Consider the following 22,546-nt stretch of genomic DNA (forward strand, 5'->3'; position numbering starts at 1 on the left):
CTCTATTTAACATAACTCTACTTTTTGTGAGTAACTTTCGACTAAAGTAACTAACTCGGTAAATTCACGTAAAACGTAATCAGCTTGGTCGGCATAAATAGGCACCGCGTTTGGCGCGTACAAACAAGCGCGCATATTTGCATTATGTGCTGCTTGAATGTCGTATAAAAAATCCCCTACGTATAACAAGTTGCTGGCGTTTATATTCCAAAGCGTGGCAATTGCATTTAAGGCACTGGGATCGGGTTTGGCTGGGGCATCGCTACGGGTTAATACCGTTTCGATAGGTAGCGGGTTATTTTGTAGCTTTATGGCTGCCGCTTTATCAAAATTGCGGGTAACAATAGCCATAGGAATATTTTTAACTTTAAGGGCGTTAACGGCTTCGGTTACGCCTGGCAATATAGTGGCAAACTGAGCGTCTTGCAGCTCGTGCTGATGCACTATATTCATCGCTTCTTCACGCATGTAGGGCGATGGAAGCTGGGCAATATAATCAAGTAGGTCTTGCTCGCATGGGCAACCTATTTGTGCTTTTATAAGAGAGAAATCTAACTCAGACGATACTAACGTGCCATCTAAATCAAATATAACTCCTTGAATAGCCTCTACTTGAGCTTTCATATCATTCCTTGAATGGGGTAAAAATCAATACAACATGTGTACACATAATGACTCTACTTCATGAGAATAATTTAGCAAATGTTTATCAAACAAATTATTAGAAAAGTATTCACTTATCTATTACTTAGCCTTATAAACACCAATTAATTACTAAAATTCTACGAACAGCTAGTAATAACAGATCAAAAATGAACACAGCATAAACAAATGGAGAATACGCGCACATAAACTGCAGTGCGCGTAGGTTGGGGAAGTACTTATTGCTCGAACTTAGCCTCGAGCCAGGTATCGTTTTGGGTAAAGTGAAGGGTTTTAATCTTGCCTTTACCTTCTACGTTTACCATATTTACTTGAGAAGGCCATAAGTCACGCAGTGCGCCGTTACTCATTTTTATGCCTTCAATCCCTTTTGGGATAGGAGCTTCTTGATATACCCAAAAAAACTTTCCATCAATTTGCGCACCGACTTGGCTAAGCGTTAATGGCTTACCCTTTAAGGTTTGCAGCGCAACATGCGACTCAACATACTCTACAAAACGTTGTTGGTCGGCCTTGTTGCTAATGATATCGGCTTTTCCATTAAATAAATGCGCTACAGCATGCTCAGTATCATGTAAATAAAAGCGATGCATAAGCTCAATATTGTTAGTACGTTTATTAAAAAGCACCGTAGTAACCGATGACTTTAGTTGATGCGCCATACTTGGCGCAGCAACTAAAAGGCAAACAATAATAAGCAAAAAGCGCATTATTGTTGCTCCTCACCATCTTTTTTCTCGTCTTTTTTAAGCTCAGTTTTAATGTCTTGCATAATATCTCGACTTACTTTCGCTTTACTCTTTTTCTTTTTATACACTTCAATACGTGAAGGAATAATACGACGAGGGTAGTTGTTGTTCTCAACATCTACATCAGCTGTTTCCCAGCGAGGGTCAACGCTTACCGATACCAATGGCTTATTTTTATCTGTAACAATAAGCTTTTGTACATTTTTGTGATTACGGCGCCAAATTTCAGCCGGAATGTAACGCTCTTCGGTTGTGCCATCTTCATAAGTTAGCTCTAATAAAATAGGCATTACCAAGCCACCTAGATTTGAAAACTCCATAACATAGTAGTTTTTATCTTCTTCAAGCGCGCGATCTAGCGTTTTACGCTCCCACGGCTCTAAGCCTTTTAAAAACTTGTTGTACGCGTTTCGTTCTTTATTGGTAACAGTAAAGCGGTCGTTTTCGTCGTAAAAGTCGGTAATATCTGGATTTTTTTCAACCCAAGTTTGCTTACCTTCTTCACGGTTGCGCTTAACAAATAGTGATGTTGGTTTGTCTGCTTCTATATCGCGTAAGCGTTTAAAGTCAATATCAGGGTTTTTAGTATCTAAACGTAATTGATACACTTTATCTAACGAGATATCTACATGGTCGGTGCTGTAAAACCAGCCGCGCCAAAACCAATCTAAATCAACACCAGAGGCTTCTTCCATCGTACGGAAAAAATCTGCTGGAGTAGGGCGCTTGTATTTCCAGCGCTGTGCGTACTCTTTAAAAGCAAAGTCGAATAAGTCACGGCCTAAAATAACTTCACGTAATATATTAAGTGCCGCGGCTGGTTTAGTATAAGCATTAGGGCCTAAACGAAGTACGCTGTCTGACTGCGTCATAATAGGTACTTGGTTTTGCGATTTCATGTAGCTCACAATATCGCGCGGCTCAACACCCCACGGTATAGTTGGGTCCCATTCACGCCCTGCAACGCCATCTAAAAAGCTATTTAAACCTTCATCCATCCAGGTCCATTGACGCTCATCAGAGTTTACAATCATAGGGAAGTAAATATGGCCAACCTCATGAATAACCACACCAATTAAAAAGCGTTTTTCAGCTTGAGAATAAGTGCGCGAGCCATCATCTTGCAGCTCTGTACGTGGGCCATTAAAAGTGATCATTGGGTATTCCATACCACCTACAGGGCCATTTACCGATTGCGCTACAGGGTATGGGTAGTCAAATGAATAGCGAGAATACACTTCCATTGTATGTACTACAGATTCAGTTGAATACTTTTTCCATAAATCGCCACCCTCTTTAGGGTAAAACGACATAGCCATCACTAAAGGTTGTTCATCACCACCTTGCTGATAGCCCTTTGCATCCCACATAAATTTACGCGACGACGCCCACGCAAAGTCACGCACATTTTCTGCTTTAAAGTGCCATGTTTTTGTTTTATCGGTACCTTGTTTTTCGTTTTCTAACGCTTCTTCTTCAGTAACAATAAATACAGGGCGCTTTGCTGTTTCAGCTTTTTCTAAGCGGTTACGCTGCGTGCGAGTAAGCACTTTGCTTGCGTTATCTAACTTACCTGTTGCCGATACAATATGATCAGCAGGTACAGTAATTTCTACATCGTAATCACCAAACTCAAGCGTAAACTCACCACGGCCTAAAAACGGCTTGTTTGTCCATGCTTCGTAATCGGTGTAAGCAGCTAAACGCGGAAACCACTGCGCAAGTAAAAATATATCGTTGCCATCTTCTTCAAAGTGCTCGTAACCAGAACGCGCACCTACGGCATCTTCTTCAACAATGTTAAAAGCAAAGTTCATACTAAACTCAGCTTCTTTGCCTGGTTTTAATGGCTCGTTTAAATCTATACGCATTAGCGTATCAACAACAGTTACGCGCAGTTCATCGCCATTGTCATCTTTTACATTGCTAATTGTATAGCCTAACTCGTTGTCGCTCATAAATTGTTGACGACGTAGCTCACCTAAACTTAATTTAGCCGGCTTTTGTGCAGGTAAACTATTTAGCGTGCTTTTAAACGTTTTTGTGGTTTCGGCAATTGAGTCGCTTTTAAAAATATTTTGATCTAACTGTAACCACAAATATTTAAGTGTATGCGGCGAGTTATTTTTATACTCAATGCTTTGGCTTGCTGTTAAGCGGCGCTTTTTTTCATCAAGCTTTACATCTATGTCGTAATTAACACGTTGCTGCCAGTATTTTTCGCCTGGCTCACCTGCGGCACTACGATAAACATTTGGGGTAGGAAGCGCTTCGTCTAACTGGCGAAACTTATCAACGAATGAGCCTTTAGTTTGCTCAACGGATGACGCTAACACAGCGCTCGACATTGCCAAAGGCAACACAAACGCGCTTAGCGTAAGAACTGTTTTTTTCATTATGAGTCCTAGTGGAATTTTGTGAGCGTACTTTGACAAAGTTACTATTTTTGTTCAATTAATTAGCGACCAACCGCCCATTAAACACGGTAATATTCACGTTGTTTTAACATGCTTTTTTAATCAGTAAATTAAGTCGCTTTTAAAACTGTAAAGGGGGTTTACACTTCACAGCTAGTTGATCTGTATTAATTAAGGTACAAACGCAGTATTTATAAGGGTTCAGGCCTAATTCATGCCATTAGCTTAGGATTAAATTAAGGTGCAAAAATATGTTGTTTTAATTGAGCTTAAATTTATAGCGTTAGCAGTGTTTACACGGTTCTAATGCGCTCAGGTTCAATACAAATTAAGCAGCATATTTAAACTAAAGGAGCCCGATATGAAATTTTACATTGTAAAAAAAGATCATCAGCTCGAAGCTATCCCTGCTGATAAAGACTTACTAGAGCGCTACGAATCTAACCAATATTCGTATGTTAATGTGGTGTCGGCATGCAATAAGCAAGATGCACTAAAACGCCTATCTACTGAACAAAAACACAGTAAAAAGTGGCTAATAATTGGCGCAAATATTGCCGTGATCTCACTAATATTAACTATTTATACGATAAATTAAAAATAGTGAAATTTTAGGTTGATATTTAGTGCATTTTATATTTAAAATCGCCCACTTTTTTTATTTGAGCATAATAAAATCGTTACAATTATTCTCAAATATGTACTTATTACCAGTAAGCAATGTGGTGGGTGTATGGATTTTTATATCCTAAAAAAACAACAAGAGCTAATAGCCATTCCAGCAAATCAGCAAAGTTGTAAGCAGTATCTAGACTCAGGTTATTTTTATATTGATAAAGTAGCCGCCTGTAACGAAACGAATGCCATAAAAGCATTGCAAGCAAAGCAAACTAAAAGTTTAAAAATGCCGCTAGGTATGGCTTTGTTAGCGCTTCCTGTCATTATTATTGCTATATATAGTTTTACCTAAACTAAAGCCCTCCCGAGGCTTGCATCTTTACTTGCCTTGGGTATATTGGCGCTCTTATGGTTTTTTAAGAGCGCGATATGAAAGTTCTCCACACCTCAGATTGGCACCTAGGCCAACAATTTTATGAACATGACCGCCGTGATGAGCACGCTGCATTTTTTACTTGGCTACTTAGCACCCTTGTAGAGCAACACATAGATATACTTTTAGTTGCAGGCGACATTTATCATACTGCCACACCCAGTGCCAGCGCCGAAAACCAACTCTACCAATTTATAAAAGATGCTAAAAAGCGTTGCCCGCAATTGCATGTTGTTATTATTGCCGGCAACCACGACTCAGCAAATCGTATATTAGCAGCGCAGCCCTTACTTGCTCAGTTTGACACCCATGTAGTGGGGCGCTTTGAAGTAACCGACCCAGCCAATACCGTGATTGAAATAAATACGCAAAATAAACGCGCTGTAATCGTCGCTATGCCTTTTTTACGTACCAGCGATATAAGTTCACTTAGTCATACTAAAAACGGCCCTAGTTACGCACAAGGCGTTGAAAAAGCCTATAAGCTTGCTCTTGATCACGCCTCTAGCATTAACGCGCAAAATTCGCCGTTAATTGTAATGGGGCATTTACATGCCAAAGGCGGTGATATTTCAAGTGACTCAGAACGTAATTTAGTGATTGGTGGGGAGGAGTCTATTTCGGCCAATGTATTTGGTAACAAGGCAGACTACGTAGCATTGGGGCATTTACACAAAGCGCAGCAAGTCGCTAAAAAAGACGTTATTCGTTACAGCGGTACGCCCATTCCTATGTCGTTTTCAGAGCGTAAGTACACGCACCAAGTTAATGTAGTAGAATTTAAAAGTGATGAAAAACAAACTATTAGCACCTCTGTAAACCCCCTTTACATTCCACGCTCTGCTGAAGTAATTATTTTACCAAAAGGGGAGTGCGTGCCATTAAGCGACTTATGCGAGCAAATTAAAGCGCTCGATACATCACAACATACTATTGCCCCTTATTTACGCGTAAAACTTAAATCAAGTGATACCGACACCACCTTTAGAGAACAAATAGAGCAGGCACTTGAGGGTAAACACGTAAAATTTTGCGGCATTGAGCGGGTACGAGTACAAACCACAACAAGCGATAACAGCGCCGTATTTGAAGATTTAAGCGAAATTGAAATGCTCAACCCATTAAACTTATTAGAACAAGCCTTTGCAAACGACAAAGATATGGCCGGCCAAGCTGTACCAGATGAGCTAAAAACACTGTTAAACGATGTAATAAGTGAGCTGACGGAGCAAGAGCAACTATGAAAATAACCGCAGTTCGTATTCACAACTTAGCCTCAATAGTCGATGCCGAAATCGACTTTACTCAAGCTCCACTGAAAGATGCGGGCTTGTTTGCAATAACCGGCGACACAGGCGCAGGTAAAAGCACCTTTTTAGATGCTATTTGTTTAGCACTTTATACTAAAACAGCACGCTTAAAAGGCGATAAAGGCAACTTAATTGATTTTAACGGCGACAGCATAAAGCTAAACGATGCGCGTAACTTACTGCGCAGAGGCAAATGGGAAGGCTTTGCTGAGGTTGATTTTGTTGGCCAAGATAAACAATTATACCGCGCACGCTACGTTATTACCCGCACCCACAAAAAGGCAACAGGCAAGTTAAAAGTGGCTGAGCATACGTTACTAACCTTGCCCGATGAAACCCTAATAGCCGATAAAAGCCAAACCATAAAAGAAGTAGAAAACAAAATAGGGCTAAGCTTTGATCAGTTTTCGCGTGCGGTATTATTAGCACAGCACGAGTTTTCAGCCTTTTTAAAAGCCACAGGCGATGAACGCGCACAACTTTTAGAGTGTTTAACCGGCACCGATAAATTTAGCTTAATAGGTAAACGTATTTTTGAGCGTAATAAAGCGCTAAAAGATCAATATGAATTACTTAATGCAAGCCTTGCAAGCTATACCTTGTTAAGCGACGACGAATTAAGTGCTAAACAAACCCTGCGCGATGAGTTACTTAAAAAAATTGAGCAAACTAAAAAAACGCATGCAGCAACAGAGCAAGACTTAAATTGGTATAAACAAGCAGCTAGCTTATCGCAGGCACTAGAACACGCAATAAAGCAGCAACAACACGCGCAACAACAGCTTGATGCAATAGCAAAGCAAAGTGAGCAAGCTAAACAAGCACAAAGCGCCCTTGAAATAAAAGACAACCGCAAACGTCATGAGTACTTAACGGCGCAAAACAAAGCACTTAGTACGCAAATAAGCGATTTAAAAGCGATTGACCATGCTGCGCTTATAAAAGAGCAGGCCGCAACACTTACAACAAAGCAAAGCGAGTTAAAAACAGCGCAAGAGCAAAAGCAAACGGCAGAGCCAATTATTGCAAAAGCCCGCGAGCTCGACAGCCAACTTGCTATTCACGCACAAACAATTACAAGCCTGACTCAGCAAAGCGAAAAAGAGCAGCAGCAACTTAGCGAATTACAAACGCAGTACACGCAAAGCCAAAATGCACTTGATGAGGCAAACAAACTCAGCACTGGGCATCAAATGTGGCTAAACGAGCACACGCAGCTTAAACCATTGGCTAATGATTGGAATTATTACCAACACAGCTTTAATACATATTTAAGTGCCAATGAGCAAATAAAGGCAACCGCTTCGCAAAACCAACTGCTGTTAGAAGAGCAAACTAAACAAGCGGCGCTGTTAGCAGAGCAAACTAAAAAAGTAGAGTTGCAAGAGCAACAACTTGCGCATAAACAAAAAGATCTTAACCAGCTAAGTGAACAACAACGCCAATTTAATATTGAACAATGCGATAGCAAACTTAAAAATATTGAATATTTAAAAGATCAGCGCTTGCGCTACCAGCAGTTTAATCAAGAAATAAAACACAGCACGCAACAACAAGCGGCGGTTGCGGCCAAGCTTGTACACAGTGAGCAAACGCAAATAACATTGCAACAAAGCTTAGCCTCGTGCGAGCAAGCACTTAAACACAGTGAATACGCATTAAACCAAGCTCGCCTGCGTGCCAGCGAAAACGTAGAGCATTTACGCACGCAGCTTACCCCTAACGAGCCATGTGTAGTGTGCGGGGCAAAAGAGCACCCGTATGCAAGCAGCCAAAACCCGCAATTAAATAACCTAATAGCCGATTTTGAAACAAGTTATAACCAAGCTAAGCAGCAACACGATAGCGCCCAAGCTAAGCTGCACCAGCACCAAACTCAACATGCTGTACTTGTCACTGAGCACGCCCAATACAGCCAAGCCATACAGAACGCACAGGCAAAGCAGCTAGAAATTAAAACAACAATGCAAGGGGCACGTACAGAGCTTAACGACTTAACAGCACAGCAGCTTGATGAAACATACGCCCAGCTCAGCAGTCAAAAGTCGCACTATTTTGAATCGCAAAAACAGCAAACAGCCCTGCAAGAAAAAGTAAATCAGCTAATAAATAACTTGAAAGCCGAGCAACATACACAGCAGCAATTGCATAATCAGCATGTTGAATTAACCAATAAGCTTGGCCAAATAAACACTAAACATGCAGAGCTAAATACGCAAATTAACGAGCTTAGCAGTACCCTTAATGCACAGTTTGAGCACAATGACTTTTGGCAGCAATTGCAAAACAACACGCTTAATATGAGCGATTTAAGCCAGCAGGTTGAGCAATACCAGCAAACACAGGTTCAGCTTGAACAAAGTCAAAAACAAATAGACAGCGCTAATCAGCAATTACAGCAACTCACACCGTTAATTGCTAAAAGTGAGCAAGCGCTTAAAGTTTTAAAAGACGATTTAGCCAAAGCGCAACAACTGCAAAACACCACACGCACAGAGCGCCTTGCTTTATTTAACAACGAGCCACTAAGTGCCGATGATTACCAAGCAAAACTTAATGCGCAGCTTGAGCAGTGCCAAAAGGAGTTACATACAAGCCAACAAGCCCACGACAGCGCAATTAAAAAACGCGATGAGCACGCTATAACACTCAAAAACATTGAGCAGCGCTTGGCAGAGCAAATTCAAGAGCAAAGCACACTTGAAGAGCGCTACAATGCCTGGTTTAGCGGCTTTAAAGCGCAATATAGCGAGGCAAATCACGAACAGATCGCTATTTTACTAACTCTGACTAGTGAGCAAATAAAAGAGCAATTAATGCAGTTTGAGCAGCGTTTAGCAGCACTTACAGACGCAAATGCAGCGCTTAAGCAACAGCAAAAGGCGCAAACAGATCACCAAAATACTAACAAGCCCGAAAAAAGCGAAAGCCAATTAGCAGAGCAAGAAACGACCTTAGCCAATGAGCAAACTGAGCTACAAAATAGTTTGCTTGGCACTAATACCGCACTTGAGCAACACAATCAAAACGCCAAAGCACTTAAAGGCAAACACGCTGAACTTGCTACCCTTAAAAAGCAGGTAGAGCAGTGGCACGTGCTTAATAAAGTATTAGGGGATGCAACCGGTAAAACCATGCGTAATTTAGCGCAAACACAAACCCTTAAAATATTGCTGCATTACGCTAACAGCCATTTAAAAACCCTCAATAAACGCTACGAGCTCACTGCCATTGCGCAATCGCTCGATATAGCCATTATTGACCGCGATATGGCCGACGAACAACGCTCTGTTAATACGCTCTCTGGTGGTGAATCATTTTTAGTATCACTAGCACTGGCTTTAGGGCTTGCATCGCTTTCTTCAAACAAAGTGCAAATCAACTCTTTGTTTATTGACGAAGGGTTTGGTACGTTAGATAGCGAAACACTCAGCGTTGCTATGGACGCACTCGACTCATTACAAGCACAAGGCCGTAAAGTAGGGGTTATATCGCATGTGAGTGAAATGAGTGAACGCGTAGCCACGCAAGTACATGTAAGTAAAAAAAGTGGTGGATACTCCACTGTTGAAGTCTTATAAAGGAGTTAAAAAATGCCAACATTCACAGGCGAGCAAGCAACGCATTACAACGACCGCATTACCCGTTTAGTCCCTGGTTATGAGCTATTGCACCAACTTACTAATGCTCAACTTAAAGCAACCCTTAAAGATAACGCACATATTTTAGTCGTGGGCGCAGGCACAGGCAAAGAAATACTCGCCCTTGCCGCACTTAACCCTACTTGGCAATTTACCGCGCAAGATACCTCAAGTGATATGCTCGCAATTGCTAAACAAGCGTTTGAAGAGCACGGCATAGCAAAGCGCGTTAATGTTATTGAAGGCGAGCTTGATAAGCTATCTACTAAGGCCGATGCGGCGCTATGCCTACTCGTAATGCACTTTTTAAAAGACGACGGCAGCAAAAAGCAGCTTCTAAAAAATATTAAAGCTAATTTAAATAAAGACGCAAACTTATTTATTAGCGATTTAATGAAACCCGAAACCGACTTTGAGCGCGAAGCACAAATTACTGTGTGTGCCGATTTAGGCTTAAGTGATGCAGGGCAAGCCTACACAGCTCAAAACTTAGACAGTGAATTTTACCCACTTGATAGAATGCGCTTTAGCGAGTTACTTAATGAATGCAAATACGGTATTCCTAAGCTTTATTTTAAAGCGCTTGGTTTTAGCGGATACGTTGTTTAACTTATCTTGAAGGATGCGGCCTGCACCATTTAACCGTATGTTTATGGCGCGGTATGGTTTTACATTCTTTATTAGAATCGGCACCTGGCTCGCTAACATATTGCGAGCTTGGTGCTACACTGGCACAGCCTGCGGCCAATAATATCGCAAATACGGGTATTAATTTTTTCACTTCATCACCTATTAAAATCTGTATTTAAGCGCTTTGCAGTTACTGTTAATGCAGAGCGCTTATTTGTTTAATTTGCCACGTCACTCACCAATATGGCGGGTAGTTATGCATCTACAAAAATAACTTCGCCAGTAATAAAGCCATCAACCGAGCGCTCAAACGCTTTACCTACAAGCTTGCTTGGTACGGGTTGAAAACCTGGCATCATTTCGCCATATACGTCCCACGCTTCTTCAAGCACAGTAGGGTTAACCACATTAATACGCGTGCCACGTGGCATTTCTAGTGATACGCATTTTGCAAACGTATCTATTGCGCCGCTTGTTGTTGCATCGGCAATCGCAAAAGGAATCGGTTTAACGTTTAAAATACCGCTAATTAGCGTAAATGAGCCGCCATCAGCAATGTACTTTTGACCAATACGTACAAGGTTAATTTGCCCCATCATTTTGCTCATAATGGTCGTCATCCACTGCTCTTCGCTCATATCAGCAAAGGTTTCGTATTCGCATAAACCCACTGTATTTACTAGGGCATCAAAGTGGCCTACTTTTTCGTACAAAGCGGTAATTGACGCTTCACTCGTAATATCAACAATATGATCTACATCGCCCGAGCGACCCGCTGTAATTACTTTATGCTTAGATAAACCGGTCAATGCCGCTTGACCCATTTTGCCCAATGCACCGATTAAAATTACTGTTTTCATTGTTTGCTCCAATTATCCAATTTAGTGTGTAGGGGCATAGTAAGGGGGTAGATCGACAATTAGAAACAACCACTTCATGTAAGTGATACAAAAATAAATGGTAACGTGATACGTTAATAATGCTAAAACAACAAAGGCATTGGCATGAGTAAGTTAGACAGGCTAGATATAAAGCAGCTGCGTATTTTCCAGGCGCTCATTCGCGAAAAAAACGCATCAAAAGCGGCGAGTAAATTAGGCTTAACCCAACAAGCTGTGAGTGAGCAACTCAAAAAGCTGCGTGATGTATTTAACGACCAGCTGTTTTTAAGAAAAACCACCGGCTTTGTGCCAACGCCTTATGCAGAAGAGTTATCGGTAGATATAGACAAGCTGCTAAACGATTTTCAGGCATTATTAGCGCCTAAAATATTTGACCCAAAAACAGTTGATGGTGCGTTTGTAATAGCCGCTACCGACTACGCACAGCAAGTTGTTTTGCCAGCGCTTGTAAAAGAGTTAAGAGAGCAAGCGCCTAATTTAAAATTAATAATAAGAGACTTTGAACTCGACAGCCTGCACGATTTAATGGAAAACGGTAAAGTTGATTTAGCCATTGCCTTCCCCGACTACATCCCAAGTACTTACCCCATTATTAAGTTATTTGAAGAGCAACATATTTGCGTTACTTCAGCTAACTCATCAATAGCAGGTACAAAACCAACCCTTGCACAAATAGCCAGCTACCCAAGCATTATAGCCTCGCCTTCGCGCCCAAATTTTAAAGGCTCTATTGACGATTGGTTTAAAAGCTTTGATTTAACGCGCAATATTGTTGTATCGGCACCGTGTTTTTCAATTGTGCCTATGTACCTAGAAACCACCGACTCCATCGCGTTTTTACCCTCACGCGCGGTAAGCTCCGAACTGGTAAAAATAGAGCTACAGCAGCTGCCAGCTCCGTTTGATGTAATAGCCGCGTGGCATCCACGCTACAATAAAAACCCACTGCATAAATGGGTAGTGTCAAAGTTAGTGGTTGAGTAATTTGGATATATTAATTCTGATCAAACGCTTAAGACAAGCTCATCCTAAAACGTAGGTCGGTTAAGCGAAGCGCCACCCGATGCGCTAATATCCACATCACCTAACATGTTGCTGTGCCCGCAAACTCAAGAAATCTCACCAAGTGCTTTCATCGCGGCCTGCGCTTTATCGGTTTGTATAAAAATATGGTCGTGATAAAACGCAGCCACTACGTTAGCGCTAATATTATGCTCGGTTAATTTGGCCGATACCGCAGCGGTTAACCCAACAGCCTCAAGGCTTGAATGCACATTAAGGGTAATTAAATTATATTTAGCTTCATAAGTAATACCGGCTTTATCGGCGGTATCTGCATTTAGAATAAGGGTTAGGCCTTCTTCTTCAACGTAACTGGCAAGCGGGTTTAAATGAACGTAGTCAGCAAGGTTGCCTGCTAAACAACAAAATATGTATTCACCTTGTTTAAGCTCGGGGTTCATTGATTTTAATAACGTATTTAGCTCTAAAATTCCCGCCATGTTGAGTCCTTACATTTTTAATTAGATGTTTTAAGCTTGGCAACTAGCTCGCTTAATCGGGCTATTTTAATATTACTTAACTGCCGGTAATCAAAGTACGGGCACACAATAATGTTATTCGTTGTATCAATTGAAAACTCATCGTCTAACCAATTAAATTGCGCATTAAGCTTACCTTGCTGTAATAAGTTTTTAGCATGGGTTCGCCCAGCAATAATATGCAGTTGATTTTTATTTGTGCCGTTAATAATGGGCGCACTAAATAACAGCGCTGTTTTACTGTTTTTTTGCAGTAAAAATGTATCGCGATATGCTTGCCAGCTAGCGGCTTGTTTAGCAAAGCTGTAATGTTCACTCGGTAGCGCAAACAACACTTTAGCGTATACGTTAAACACTTTACGCCAGCCATTACCGCAGTGCTGGTTTATGGTATTTATTTGCTCGTTTATTACAGGCTCAACACTGTGTAGGGTTGCAAAGTAGGGCATAGGCGGCGCTTTTGCCACATAAACGGCTACGCTAAAGGCTTGCTCACCTAAGCCAATTAGTTGCTCACTCACACTAGCTCGCCTTTTTTTGCGCTAAAATACGGTCGAGGTTATTGGCAAAATTTTGGCGGTCGGTTTGGCTAAGCGGTGGTGGCCCGCCACTCATTTCTACGCCGCTTGAGCGCATGGTATCCATAAAGTCGCGCACGTTTAATAACGAGCGAATATTCTCTGGCGTGTAAAGCTCACCACGCGGGTTAAGTGCTTGGCCACCGTTATCTATAACTTCACTGGCTAGCGGTATATCGCCAGTAATAACTAAATCGCCTTTTTCTACACGCTTTACTATTTCGTCATCGGCCACATCAAACCCGCTCGAAACCTGTACGCGGCTTATAAATTTTGAAGGCGGAATGCGCATTGCATGGTTAGCTACTAAAATGGTTGGTGTTTGCGTGCGCTCAGCGGCTCTAAAAAGTATTTCTTTTATTACCACAGGGCATGCGTCGGCATCTACCCATATTTTCATGCTTAAATCTTTTAATTGCTCTAGTATTTAGCTGATCCTATAGCAATTTATTTTAATCGGCTAGCAAACTTTATTGGCTTAGAGCCGTACCAACAACATCACTTTTAAAAAGGAGCTTTCATGAAGGCCATTACGACTATTTTACTCATTACAGGGTTATTTTTACTCACTGCCTGCACAAGTGCACCAAAGGGCATTACTCCGGTTAAAAACTTTGACCTTGAGCAATACAAAGGTAAGTGGTACGAAATTGCCCGCCTTGATCACTCATTCGAAGAGGGTATGGAGCAAGTAACCGCGACTTACACAGTAAACGACGATGGTACTGTAAAAGTGCTCAACAAAGGTTTTATAACTAAAGAGCAAAAGTGGGATGAAGCACAGGGCTTAGCTAAATTTGTAGAAGGGACTGACACAGGCCATTTTAAAGTCTCGTTTTTTGGCCCATTTTATGGTGCTTACGTTATTTTTGAATTAGACCAAGACGACTACCAATATGCGTTTATTACAAGTTATAACCGCGACTTTTTATGGTTTTTATCGCGTACACCTACCGTTAGTGACGAGCTTAAACAACATTTTATAGCTAAAGCAAACAAACTAGGCTTTGCTACAGAGCAAATTATTTGGGTGAAACAGTAGATTATTTAGCTATGTAAAGGGGCTTTACAGTTGTTGAGCAAATGATTGTTACAGCTGTAATAAAACGATCATCTCACTGTAAGGTAAGTTAAATATGTTCGGGCTATATTAGCTGCACTTGCAACGAGACATGCAAGTATTGGACATACTGAATATCCCCCTATTGTTGGCAAGCTTTATAGCTTGCCATTTTTTTGCCTATAATTAATGGCTTTCTTTGGATCAGTTTTTTACTAACTAAAGTGAATTTACTGCCAGTAATAGCCCTGATAAGCCAATCAGTAACATATTTAAAAAGCAAAATGGCTTAATCAACTTATCTATAAAATTATAAAAAATCGTTATAATTAATACACTTAGCCCCATAAAGCCACAAAACAGTAAAGCACCGTATCCCTGCTGCGTAACTACACAGAACAATAAACTTAGTAAAATACTGATCCAGGCAACTATTAGCAGCAAATTACTTTGCAGCTTAGAGGGACGCGTTGTAAACACCGTTTTAAAATGCGCTGGTTTTGCCAAAGCAAAACCATTAAAAGCAAACAAACAGAGGCTAAAGCTAAGTAAATCAATCATGCTTTTTGCCTCTTTTTATTATCGGCTAGGTTATTAGCTGTTTTTTTAGATGCGCTAGAGGCAGTACGTAATTTTTCGGTTTGTACTAAAAACAGTATGCTAAACAGTAAAAATACCGCATCGAAAATAAACAAGGCCCATTGTTTATTAAGTAAGTAGCTCACTATATTGCCCTGTGTGGTGAGCGCATTTATTGTCGGTACACTCAAACACGCGAGGGCATTTATGGCTGCCATTACACGCCATTGCAGCCTATCGCGCTTTAAAAGTGCCATAACGGCAACCACTAACCATGCTAAAAAGAACGCTGTAACTTCTTTTTCACCACGCCCTGCTACGGTCGGGCTAAGTAACCTATTGGCAATAAAAAAGGCGCAAGTAGCCAGTGGTAAGCCCATAATGGTGGCAAGGTTTAAACCTTCGACTAACTGTAAGCCAAATGAGGCTTTTCCCTTATTACGCTCGCGTATGCGTTTAGCCCACATTATGCAGCCAGAGCCAATCATTACGCAGCCTGCAATACCGCCAAGTACGTATAGCCAGCGCAGTAAAGGCGTAGCAAAGCGCCCTGTATGCATAGAGTTAAGTGATTCATAAAGTGCTTTACTACTGCTAAGTTCGTCATCAGTTTGTGCAACTAATTCGCCCGTAGCACCACTAAACAAAAGCCGTGGAGATTGATCGCGAAGCGCCTTTGCAGGGCTCACCAATACCGTTACTGTTGAAGCGGCCATATTCGGTTTACTAACCTGAACACGCGTAATATCTGCACTAGGCCACTTGGTATAAACTTGATCCAAAATAGTGTTTATAGGGAGCAATTCTGCACTGCCTTGGGCGTTATTAGTCACGTTATTGCTAGGTGTTACATCGTTAAAAAAGCCACGCATACCTTTGTCGTACGTCGTTAACGCAGGGTAGGGGAACAACATAAATATAAGCGTAATAATGCCTGTGTAGGTAATCATTAAATGAAACGGTAGGGCAAGTACCGAGCTTAAATTATGTGCATCTAACCAGCTACGAGTCCCTTTATTGCGCCTAAAGGTAAACATATCTTTAAATATGCGCTTATGAATAACCACGCCCGAAATTATTGCCAGCAGCATAAAAAAGCTGGCAAAACACACTACCCAGCGACCTGTTATGGCATCTAAATAATAAAGCTGATAATGCAACCGGTAAAAAAAGTTACCACCTTTACTTTCAACAAAAGGAGGCAGCGCTTGCATGGTGTTTGGGTTTAATTGGGTATTTACAAACTGGCTGCGGCGCTGCCCCGGCTCTTTAGGTTTTGCATAGCCATATACCAAATACGGTATTCGCTCTTCGGGCAAGGTAATACGCCAACTAGGGGAATTTGCAGCGTGCTGATTTAAATAATCAAAGCCCTTAACAATTTGCTGTCTTTGCGCGGCCACTCTGTCGGTTTGGGCTTGCACATTGTGTATAGCCGGCTGATTCCACAAGTTTATTTCGTCTCTAAAAAAGCTCGCTGTGCCTGCAAAAAATATTACGTAAATAATCCAACAGGTAAGTAAGCCCACCCAGGTATGTAGCCATGTCATCGACCTAAAAAAACTGTCTTTCATAGCCAACCCTTCAGTAATGCTAATACAGCAACAAAAAAACCGGTACTTAGTAAAATACTGATCCAAACAGTTTTTAACGACTTAACCGAAAACGCATAAATAAACACTGCGGCGTAAATTAAAATACTGATAGACACACACAGTAAAACGGCATCTTGCTTAGGAATGGGCAGCAGTACACTTAATAATGAAATACACGCTGAGGTAAACGCATAGCCACCCACTATGGCAATAATAAAACGCAAAAATACTAACACTCTATAGCTTTGGGCCACCCTTAAAAGCGCAGCTAGGTTAGTTTTTGTAAAAGGTGCTATGTGCAGAGGTGCCTGCATAGTTAACAAATCCCTTATTCAAATACGAGGATAAAAATAAGGCGTTATTATAAAGCTTACAAATACAAAAGATAGCGATTCTCATTTGTATATTCTAGTTAATTTAACATTAGTGCCTAGCATGTTGGTAAAATACTGATCTCTGCCGTTTTAGGGTTATTGCTTAGCTAATTACGAAGGTTTACAGTGGTCAATACTGGCAAGCCAATGAGTAAATTTAAAATGAACAACCACGAAAAACTAAATTATGTAGAATTTCCCGCGTGCGATTTAACAGCTACAAAAAGCTTTTTTACTAACGTGTTTAACTGGCAATTTACCGACTATGGCCCAGAGTATACGGCATTTAGCGGCCAGGGGCTTGATGGTGGCTTTTTTAAAGCACCGCTTAAATCACTTACTCAACATGGGGCCGCACTGTTGGTGTTTTACAGTAACGACATTCACGCTACCTATAAAAAAGTAGCGCAATATGGCGGCAAAATAGTAAAACCTATTTTTGAGTTCCCCGGTGGCTGCCGATTTCACTTTACCGAGCCCAGTGGTAACGAATTTGCCGTATGGTCAGAAAAACAATAAATATATCAAATAATTAGTTGTTACTTTCAAGTGAGATCACGATTTTACCAACTAATAACTAATTTGAGTAAAATAAACCGATTTTTTACCAACTCATTAGGTCTAAATGGCCATTTAGAACAAAATTTAAGCATTTAAGGCCAGGTTTATATGGATCCGATCAATTTAATTGAGCAAGTTAGTAAATGCGTGATCTGTGAACCTCATTTACCGTTAGATGCTCGCCCCGTTATACAATTTAATGCCAATGCGCGTATTTTAATTGCCGGCCAAGCACCGGGCATAAAAGTACACGAAACTGGCAAGCCCTTTAACGACGCCAGCGGAAACCGCCTACGCGAATGGCTTGGGCTAAGTGTTGATGAGTTTTATGATCCGCAAAAAATAGCTATTTTACCTATGGGCTTTTGTTACCCTGGTAAAGGTAAGTCGGGCGACTTACCCCCGCGTAAAGAATGTGCACCTGCTTGGAGAGCGCAATTACTGGCCGCTCTGCCAAATTTAGAGCTTACAATCGTGCTTGGTAAATACGCGCAGGCTTATCATTTACCGCATACTAAAAACAGGCCCTTAACCGAGTTAGTAAAATCGTGGCGTGAGTATTGGCCGGAGCATTTGGTGCTACCACACCCAAGCCCACGCAATAATATTTGGCTTAAAAAGAACCCATGGTTTGCACAAGATGTGCTGCCAGAACTTGCTGAACGGGTTGCTGCAATATTAAATAAAGAACCACAATGAACAACTATAAATCAAACGGTTATATGCTTGTAAAGGGGCTTTACAGCACCGAAGAGCTAAATAAAATTAAGCTCCTAGTTAATGCCTTTCATACACAGTGGAAAACTAATAACCGTGAGTTTTATCAATCCCGTGCTATTAATAGCTCGGGCATAACAAATAGTGAGTATTTAACGGCGCAGCAAAACGAAGCCTTATTTAGTTTAATAGCTGATAACAAATTAATTAAGCGTGTAAAACAGGCGATTAGTGAGCCACTTTTTTTAAATACTCAGTTATTTTTTAATCCCGTTAATGTTACACAAAAAAATTATTGGCATCGCGATATGCAATACCATTTAAATGTGCAAGAGCAACAAGCTGCGTTAAACGGGCCCGACGTAGTGCACTGCCGGTTAGCCCTTGAAGACGAACCAGGCATAGAGCTTGTGCCCCACTCGCATAAAAATTGGGATACACCAGAGGAGCTAAATGTACGTCTTGCAAAAAATAATAAACTGCCAAGCGATAACCTAACTACAGGCAAAACAATTAAACTAAATACGGGTGACTTATTATTGTTTTCAGCCAATATGATTCACCGAGGTTTATACGGCAAAAACCGCCTAGCACTGGATATTATTTTTTGCGAAAATGCACCACAGCTTACTGCCTTTATCAATGCAGCAAACACCCCAAGCTCGGCAGTAGCAAATAAAACCGCTAATCCACAAGTATTTTTTAACCCACTTTAAACCCGCTATAACCCCATTTAGCACAACACTTTTCCGCTTAACTATAAATATTACTAATAGTGTTGAATAAATAAACATCACTGTTATTTATTTTAAGACTCGTCAGTATGAAATAGACGCAAAATTATCCAATAAAAATAACCTCTATAATGGAGTTGCAGCTATGACAACTGAACACACACAGTCACACACACGTTTAAAACCTAGTTTTTTAAAACAAAAAACACTTACTTTATTTACGCTCAGCGCATTAAGCGTGGGTATGGCACAAGCTGGCGAGCAAAAAGTAAATAAAAGTGAGCTTGAAACCATTACCGTCACCTCGCAAAAGCGGGTGCAATCGCTACAAGATATTCCTACCTCTATTCAAGCGCTTTCTGGCGACTACCTCGAGCAAAACAGTGTTGATGATTTACTCGCCCTAAGCGAAAACCTACCTAACGTGCATATAACCGAAACCTCAAGCAGCAAACGTATTTTTGTACGCGGCATAGGCTCGGGTACTAACTCAGGCTTTGAGCAATCGGTTGCTATGTATAAAGATGGCGTGTATTTGGGGCGCGGGCATCAAGCTAAATTTCCATTTTTAGATATGCAGCGCCTTGAGCTTATAAAAGGCCCGCAGTCGGTTATGTTTGGTAAAAACGCCACAGCAGGAGCCTTTAGTATGGTTTCAAATTCGCCAACCGATGTATTTGAAGGCAACGTATCGGCAGAGTTTGCCTCTGATAACGAAAAGCGCTTTACAGGCGTTATAAATATTCCTATTAACGATGATTTAGCCATACGTATTGCCGCGTTTGACCACTCTGTTGATGGCTTTTTATATAACCAAGCGCGCCAAAGTGATGAGCAATCTAACGACTCATCAGGTGCACGTTTATCAATAGATTGGCAAATAAACGATGATATAAACGCATTGTTTAAGTGGGAACACGGTGAGTTTGAATCGCATGGCTCGCGCTACCAATACATTATTGATACTCCCAACCGAGATTTACAAATAGCAAATGACCCTACTAACCCAGGCAATGTAGGGTATCGTTCACTTTTATTAAGCGACAACTCTGGCCTTGATTACACAAGTTCGGTATCGGGCAATGGTCACCCAGGTGGGCTTAATGAGCAAAGTAAAACCACGCTTGATAACGCATCACTTAAATTAACCTATAACCATGGCGAATACGAATTTACCTCTGTAACCACGTATAGCGAGTACGATTGGGACTCAACCTTTGACGCCGACTTTTCAGAAATCCCGCTTATAAAACAAGACTACTTAGAAAACTATAACCAGTTTACGCAAGAGTTTAGAGTAAGCTCGCCAACAGGGCGCACGCTTGAATACGTAGCGGGCATATTTTACATGAGCAGCGAGCTTGAACACCCAAACGATATTTTATTTGGCGCATCGTTACTTATTCCTGATTTAGTGGGTACATCATTGGGCGTAAATGCGCTGTTTGATCAAGACCAACAAAGCTACTCCGCATTTACCGCCCTTACTTGGAATGTAAACGCGCAATGGCGCGCTAATTTTGGCCTGCGTTATCAAAAAGAAGAAAAAGAAGTGAGCAGCGTACAAAGTGTGTATAGCGTATTTGAGCCAAACACACCGCAAGCCGTACAACAATTTGCCAATGCCGCTGCGCCCACTATTGCAGGGCAGCTCTCAGGCGCGGGGGTACATAACCTTAACGCTAAGCGTGATGAATCGCACTTATCACCCAATATTAGTGTGCAGTATTTAGGGTTTAACAACACCATGTTATTTGCAAGCGCTGGCATAGGCTACAAAGCCGGTGGTTTTGATGGTTCTGGCTTAAATGGCTCACAAGGTAACACGGTTGATGAAAACTCAGGCTTTGAGTTTGACGACGAAAAAGCCACAAACTTTGAATTTGGCATAAAAGCCGAGCCAATTAAAAATACTCTGCAAGTAAACGCTACACTGTTTTACACCCTGTACGATGACCTACAAGTATCTGAATTTAATGGTAATGCATTTGTAGTTAAAAATGCCGCCGAAACCAAAGTAAAAGGGATTGAGCTCGATTCGCGCTGGGCAATAAATCAAAGTTGGCAGCTATCGGCAAACCTTGCTGTGCTTGATTTTGAATACGAGCAATACGCCAGTGCCTCGCCAACGGTTATGCAAAGCGAGCTACTTGGCCAAGCGTTTCAAGATTTAACCGGGCAAACTGGCGCGTTTGCTCCCGATTACTCAGGCAATATAGCGATTGATTACAATACCGAGGTGTTTTCAAACCTTACTTTAAGTAGCAATTTAGCGCTTAACTTTAGTGACGATTACTTTTTAGAGCAAGATCTTGACCCAATAGCCAGGCAAAGCGCTTTTGAAAAGCTAAATTTACGCATAGAGCTAGGTAGCAGTGAAGGAGATTGGTCGGTGGCGTTATTGGCTAAAAATTTAACCGATAAACAAACTTTTTCGCAGGCCAACGATGTACCAGTAATTAGCTACGCACACCGTTTTTTATCAGAGCGTGGGCGCAGTTATCACGCACAATTTAATTACCGCTTTTAAGTTTGTCAGCAGGGATAAGTTGCTGGGCTAAACCTAGCAGCTTTTCTCGCATCCAACTATTTACTAAATCGTCATCAGCTTGTTCGTGCCAATACATGTGCACGGGCATTAACGGCACATCAAACGGCAAGCTAGTTACATGCACAGGCATTTGCTCTTTTAATACCTGCGCGTACGCGTTTGGCATGGTCATTATCATGTCGCTTTGGCTAATCACTTTAGTCGCCGCAAAATAATGTTCACATTTAAGCACTACATTACGGGCAAGTGCATGCTTTGCCAGCGCCATATCAATAATATCTACCTGCGCACCTTTTAACGACACCAACGCGTGCGATGCCTTTGCGTAATTTTGTACGGTTAAGTCATTTAATATTGGGTGATCGTGCCTACAAATTAGCGAAAAATGCTCATTACAAATAAAGGTGTTTTTTATGTGGTTACTGGTAGGGGTAAGTACATCAATGACTATATCGAGCTCTTGGTTTTCGAGTGATTTTTCCATATCAACATGCGACACCTGTCGGCTGTTAATCGTGATATTGGGGGTGTTTGTGAGTAGGTCGCTCATTAGCGGCGGAAAAAATATCGATTCTAAAATATCTCTAAAGCCAAATTTAATTTCGCGCTTAAAGGCGGCTATATCAAAAAGCCGTTCGTTATTTAAGGTTGACTCTAATACCTGCACCGACTCAATAACTTGCGCTATTATTTTTTGGCAAAAAGGTGAGGGCACCATACGCCGACCGTGACGAATAAATAATGGGTCGTCAAACTTTTCTCTAAGGCGAGAAAGCGCATGGCTAACAGCAGGTTGCGTTAAATGCAGTTTATCCGCTGCAGTGGTAATACTGCCCTCTTGATATACCGTTTTAAGTATTACAAACAGGTTTAAATCTATCTTTCCATGCATA

23 protein-coding genes are annotated in these 22,546 nt (G+C 41.3%); 11 read left to right on the plus strand and 12 right to left on the minus strand.

Translation table 11 applies throughout. From position 1 onward, the window contains the following. Window positions 1-6 precede the first annotated feature (6 nt). The 3 genes from MTF64_RS00455 to MTF64_RS00465 all read right to left on the minus strand — a co-directional run bounded on the left by MTF64_RS00455 (window position 7) and on the right by MTF64_RS00465 (window position 3,808). Window positions 7-624 carry an HAD-IA family hydrolase gene (locus MTF64_RS00455; RefSeq protein WP_004588262.1) on the minus strand — a complete coding sequence of 206 codons (618 nt, stop codon included), beginning with the start codon at window positions 622-624 and terminating at the stop codon, window positions 7-9. Window positions 625-881: 257 nt separating this feature from the next. Beyond that, window positions 882-1,373 (minus strand): DUF6702 family protein, encoded by a 492-nt coding sequence (locus MTF64_RS00460; RefSeq protein ID WP_004588263.1) that lies wholly within the window; start codon window positions 1,371-1,373, stop codon window positions 882-884. Then, window positions 1,373-3,808, minus strand: coding sequence for a M1 family metallopeptidase (locus tag MTF64_RS00465; protein ID WP_024032997.1), 2,436 nt, complete (start codon window positions 3,806-3,808; stop codon window positions 1,373-1,375). The genes MTF64_RS00460 and MTF64_RS00465 overlap by 1 nt, the downstream gene beginning before the upstream one ends. A gap of 382 nt (window positions 3,809-4,190) precedes the next feature. On the opposite strand from MTF64_RS00465, the gene MTF64_RS00470 reads away from it, so the two are divergent. The 5 genes from MTF64_RS00470 (at window position 4,191) to MTF64_RS00490 (ending at window position 10,440) form a co-directional block, all read left to right on the plus strand. Next, complete coding sequence (locus MTF64_RS00470; RefSeq protein ID WP_004588265.1) at window positions 4,191-4,427, plus strand: hypothetical protein; 237 nt, start codon at window positions 4,191-4,193, stop codon at window positions 4,425-4,427. Between the two features lie 135 nt (window positions 4,428-4,562). After that, complete coding sequence (locus MTF64_RS00475; RefSeq protein ID WP_004588266.1) at window positions 4,563-4,799, plus strand: hypothetical protein; 237 nt, start codon at window positions 4,563-4,565, stop codon at window positions 4,797-4,799. A 77-nt stretch (window positions 4,800-4,876) separates the two neighbouring features. After that, window positions 4,877-6,124, plus strand: a complete 1,248-nt coding sequence (locus MTF64_RS00480) for an exonuclease SbcCD subunit D C-terminal domain-containing protein (protein ID WP_248450085.1) — start codon at window positions 4,877-4,879, stop codon at window positions 6,122-6,124. Continuing rightward, window positions 6,121-9,771, plus strand: coding sequence for an SbcC/MukB-like Walker B domain-containing protein (locus MTF64_RS00485; protein ID WP_248450086.1), 3,651 nt, complete (start codon window positions 6,121-6,123; stop codon window positions 9,769-9,771). The genes MTF64_RS00480 and MTF64_RS00485 overlap by 4 nt, the downstream gene beginning before the upstream one ends. 12 nt (window positions 9,772-9,783) lie before the next feature. Beyond that, entirely contained in the window at window positions 9,784-10,440 is a 657-nt protein-coding gene (locus tag MTF64_RS00490; protein WP_096042652.1) for a class I SAM-dependent methyltransferase, read from the plus strand. Between the two features lies 1 nt (window position 10,441). On the opposite strand, the gene MTF64_RS00495 is transcribed toward MTF64_RS00490, so the two are convergent. Next, window positions 10,442-10,612 carry a hypothetical protein gene (locus tag MTF64_RS00495; protein ID WP_157683944.1) on the minus strand — a complete coding sequence of 57 codons (171 nt, stop codon included), beginning with the start codon at window positions 10,610-10,612 and terminating at the stop codon, window positions 10,442-10,444. A gap of 103 nt (window positions 10,613-10,715) precedes the next feature. Then, window positions 10,716-11,321, minus strand: a complete 606-nt coding sequence (locus tag MTF64_RS00500; protein ID WP_054982054.1) for a short chain dehydrogenase — start codon at window positions 11,319-11,321, stop codon at window positions 10,716-10,718. 144 nt (window positions 11,322-11,465) lie between these two features. Between MTF64_RS00500 and MTF64_RS00505 the strand changes: the two genes are divergently transcribed. Then, a complete protein-coding gene (locus MTF64_RS00505; protein WP_248450087.1) occupies window positions 11,466-12,347 on the plus strand; it encodes a LysR family transcriptional regulator in 882 nt (293 codons plus the stop codon). A 125-nt stretch (window positions 12,348-12,472) separates the two neighbouring features. Here MTF64_RS00505 and MTF64_RS00510 read toward each other — a convergent pair whose 3' ends face one another. Genes MTF64_RS00510 through MTF64_RS00520 form a run of 3 tightly spaced genes read right to left on the minus strand, consistent with a single transcriptional unit; the run spans window position 12,473 to window position 13,882 of the window. Continuing rightward, a complete protein-coding gene (locus tag MTF64_RS00510; protein WP_248450088.1) occupies window positions 12,473-12,865 on the minus strand; it encodes an ACT domain-containing protein in 393 nt (130 codons plus the stop codon). A 17-nt stretch (window positions 12,866-12,882) separates the two neighbouring features. Continuing rightward, the gene (locus MTF64_RS00515; RefSeq protein ID WP_248450089.1) at window positions 12,883-13,425 is read right to left on the minus strand and encodes a hypothetical protein; all 543 of its coding nucleotides are present in this window, start codon (window positions 13,423-13,425) and stop codon (window positions 12,883-12,885) included. 1 nt (window position 13,426) lies between these two features. Further along, window positions 13,427-13,882, minus strand: coding sequence for a YaiI/YqxD family protein (locus MTF64_RS00520; protein ID WP_004588273.1), 456 nt, complete (start codon window positions 13,880-13,882; stop codon window positions 13,427-13,429). Window positions 13,883-14,002: 120 nt separating this feature from the next. On the opposite strand from MTF64_RS00520, the gene MTF64_RS00525 reads away from it, so the two are divergent. After that, window positions 14,003-14,524: a lipocalin family protein gene (locus MTF64_RS00525; RefSeq protein ID WP_248450090.1), complete on the plus strand. Its 522-nt coding sequence runs from the start codon at window positions 14,003-14,005 to the stop codon at window positions 14,522-14,524. 237 nt (window positions 14,525-14,761) lie between these two features. On the opposite strand, the gene MTF64_RS00530 is transcribed toward MTF64_RS00525, so the two are convergent. From MTF64_RS00530 to MTF64_RS00540, 3 genes are read right to left on the minus strand one after another with little or no spacing between them, the layout of a single operon-like run. Next, on the minus strand, window positions 14,762-15,103 hold the full coding sequence (locus MTF64_RS00530) for a DUF3325 domain-containing protein (RefSeq protein WP_248450091.1): 342 nt from the start codon (window positions 15,101-15,103) through the stop codon (window positions 14,762-14,764). Then, the gene (locus tag MTF64_RS00535) at window positions 15,100-16,695 is read right to left on the minus strand and encodes a PepSY-associated TM helix domain-containing protein (RefSeq protein ID WP_248450092.1); all 1,596 of its coding nucleotides are present in this window, start codon (window positions 16,693-16,695) and stop codon (window positions 15,100-15,102) included. Before MTF64_RS00535 ends, MTF64_RS00530 begins: the two co-directional genes overlap by 4 nt. After that, window positions 16,692-17,030, minus strand: coding sequence for a hypothetical protein (locus MTF64_RS00540; RefSeq protein WP_248450093.1), 339 nt, complete (start codon window positions 17,028-17,030; stop codon window positions 16,692-16,694). Before MTF64_RS00540 ends, MTF64_RS00535 begins: the two co-directional genes overlap by 4 nt. Before the next feature lie 222 nt (window positions 17,031-17,252). Here MTF64_RS00540 and MTF64_RS00545 point away from each other — a divergent pair, with 222 nt between their 5' ends. The 4 genes from MTF64_RS00545 (at window position 17,253) to MTF64_RS00560 (ending at window position 21,632) form a co-directional block, all read left to right on the plus strand. Continuing rightward, window positions 17,253-17,609 carry a VOC family protein gene (locus MTF64_RS00545; RefSeq protein WP_248450516.1) on the plus strand — a complete coding sequence of 119 codons (357 nt, stop codon included), beginning with the start codon at window positions 17,253-17,255 and terminating at the stop codon, window positions 17,607-17,609. A 150-nt stretch (window positions 17,610-17,759) separates the two neighbouring features. Beyond that, window positions 17,760-18,350, plus strand: a complete 591-nt coding sequence (locus MTF64_RS00550; protein WP_248450094.1) for a uracil-DNA glycosylase family protein — start codon at window positions 17,760-17,762, stop codon at window positions 18,348-18,350. Further along, entirely contained in the window at window positions 18,347-19,084 is a 738-nt protein-coding gene (locus MTF64_RS00555; protein ID WP_248450095.1) for a phytanoyl-CoA dioxygenase family protein, read from the plus strand. The genes MTF64_RS00550 and MTF64_RS00555 overlap by 4 nt, the downstream gene beginning before the upstream one ends. A gap of 163 nt (window positions 19,085-19,247) precedes the next feature. Continuing rightward, window positions 19,248-21,632 (plus strand): TonB-dependent receptor, encoded by a 2,385-nt coding sequence (locus MTF64_RS00560; protein WP_248450096.1) that lies wholly within the window; start codon window positions 19,248-19,250, stop codon window positions 21,630-21,632. Here MTF64_RS00560 and MTF64_RS00565 read toward each other — a convergent pair. Then, entirely contained in the window at window positions 21,616-22,545 is a 930-nt protein-coding gene (locus MTF64_RS00565; protein ID WP_024033009.1) for a LysR family transcriptional regulator, read from the minus strand. The two genes, MTF64_RS00560 and MTF64_RS00565, sit on opposite strands and share 17 nt — an antisense overlap. Window position 22,546: the final 1 nt, after the last annotated feature.

It is taken from the genome of Pseudoalteromonas sp. 2CM41L, from assembly GCF_023161905.1.
Lineage (GTDB): Bacteria > Pseudomonadota > Gammaproteobacteria > Enterobacterales > Alteromonadaceae > Pseudoalteromonas > Pseudoalteromonas atlantica.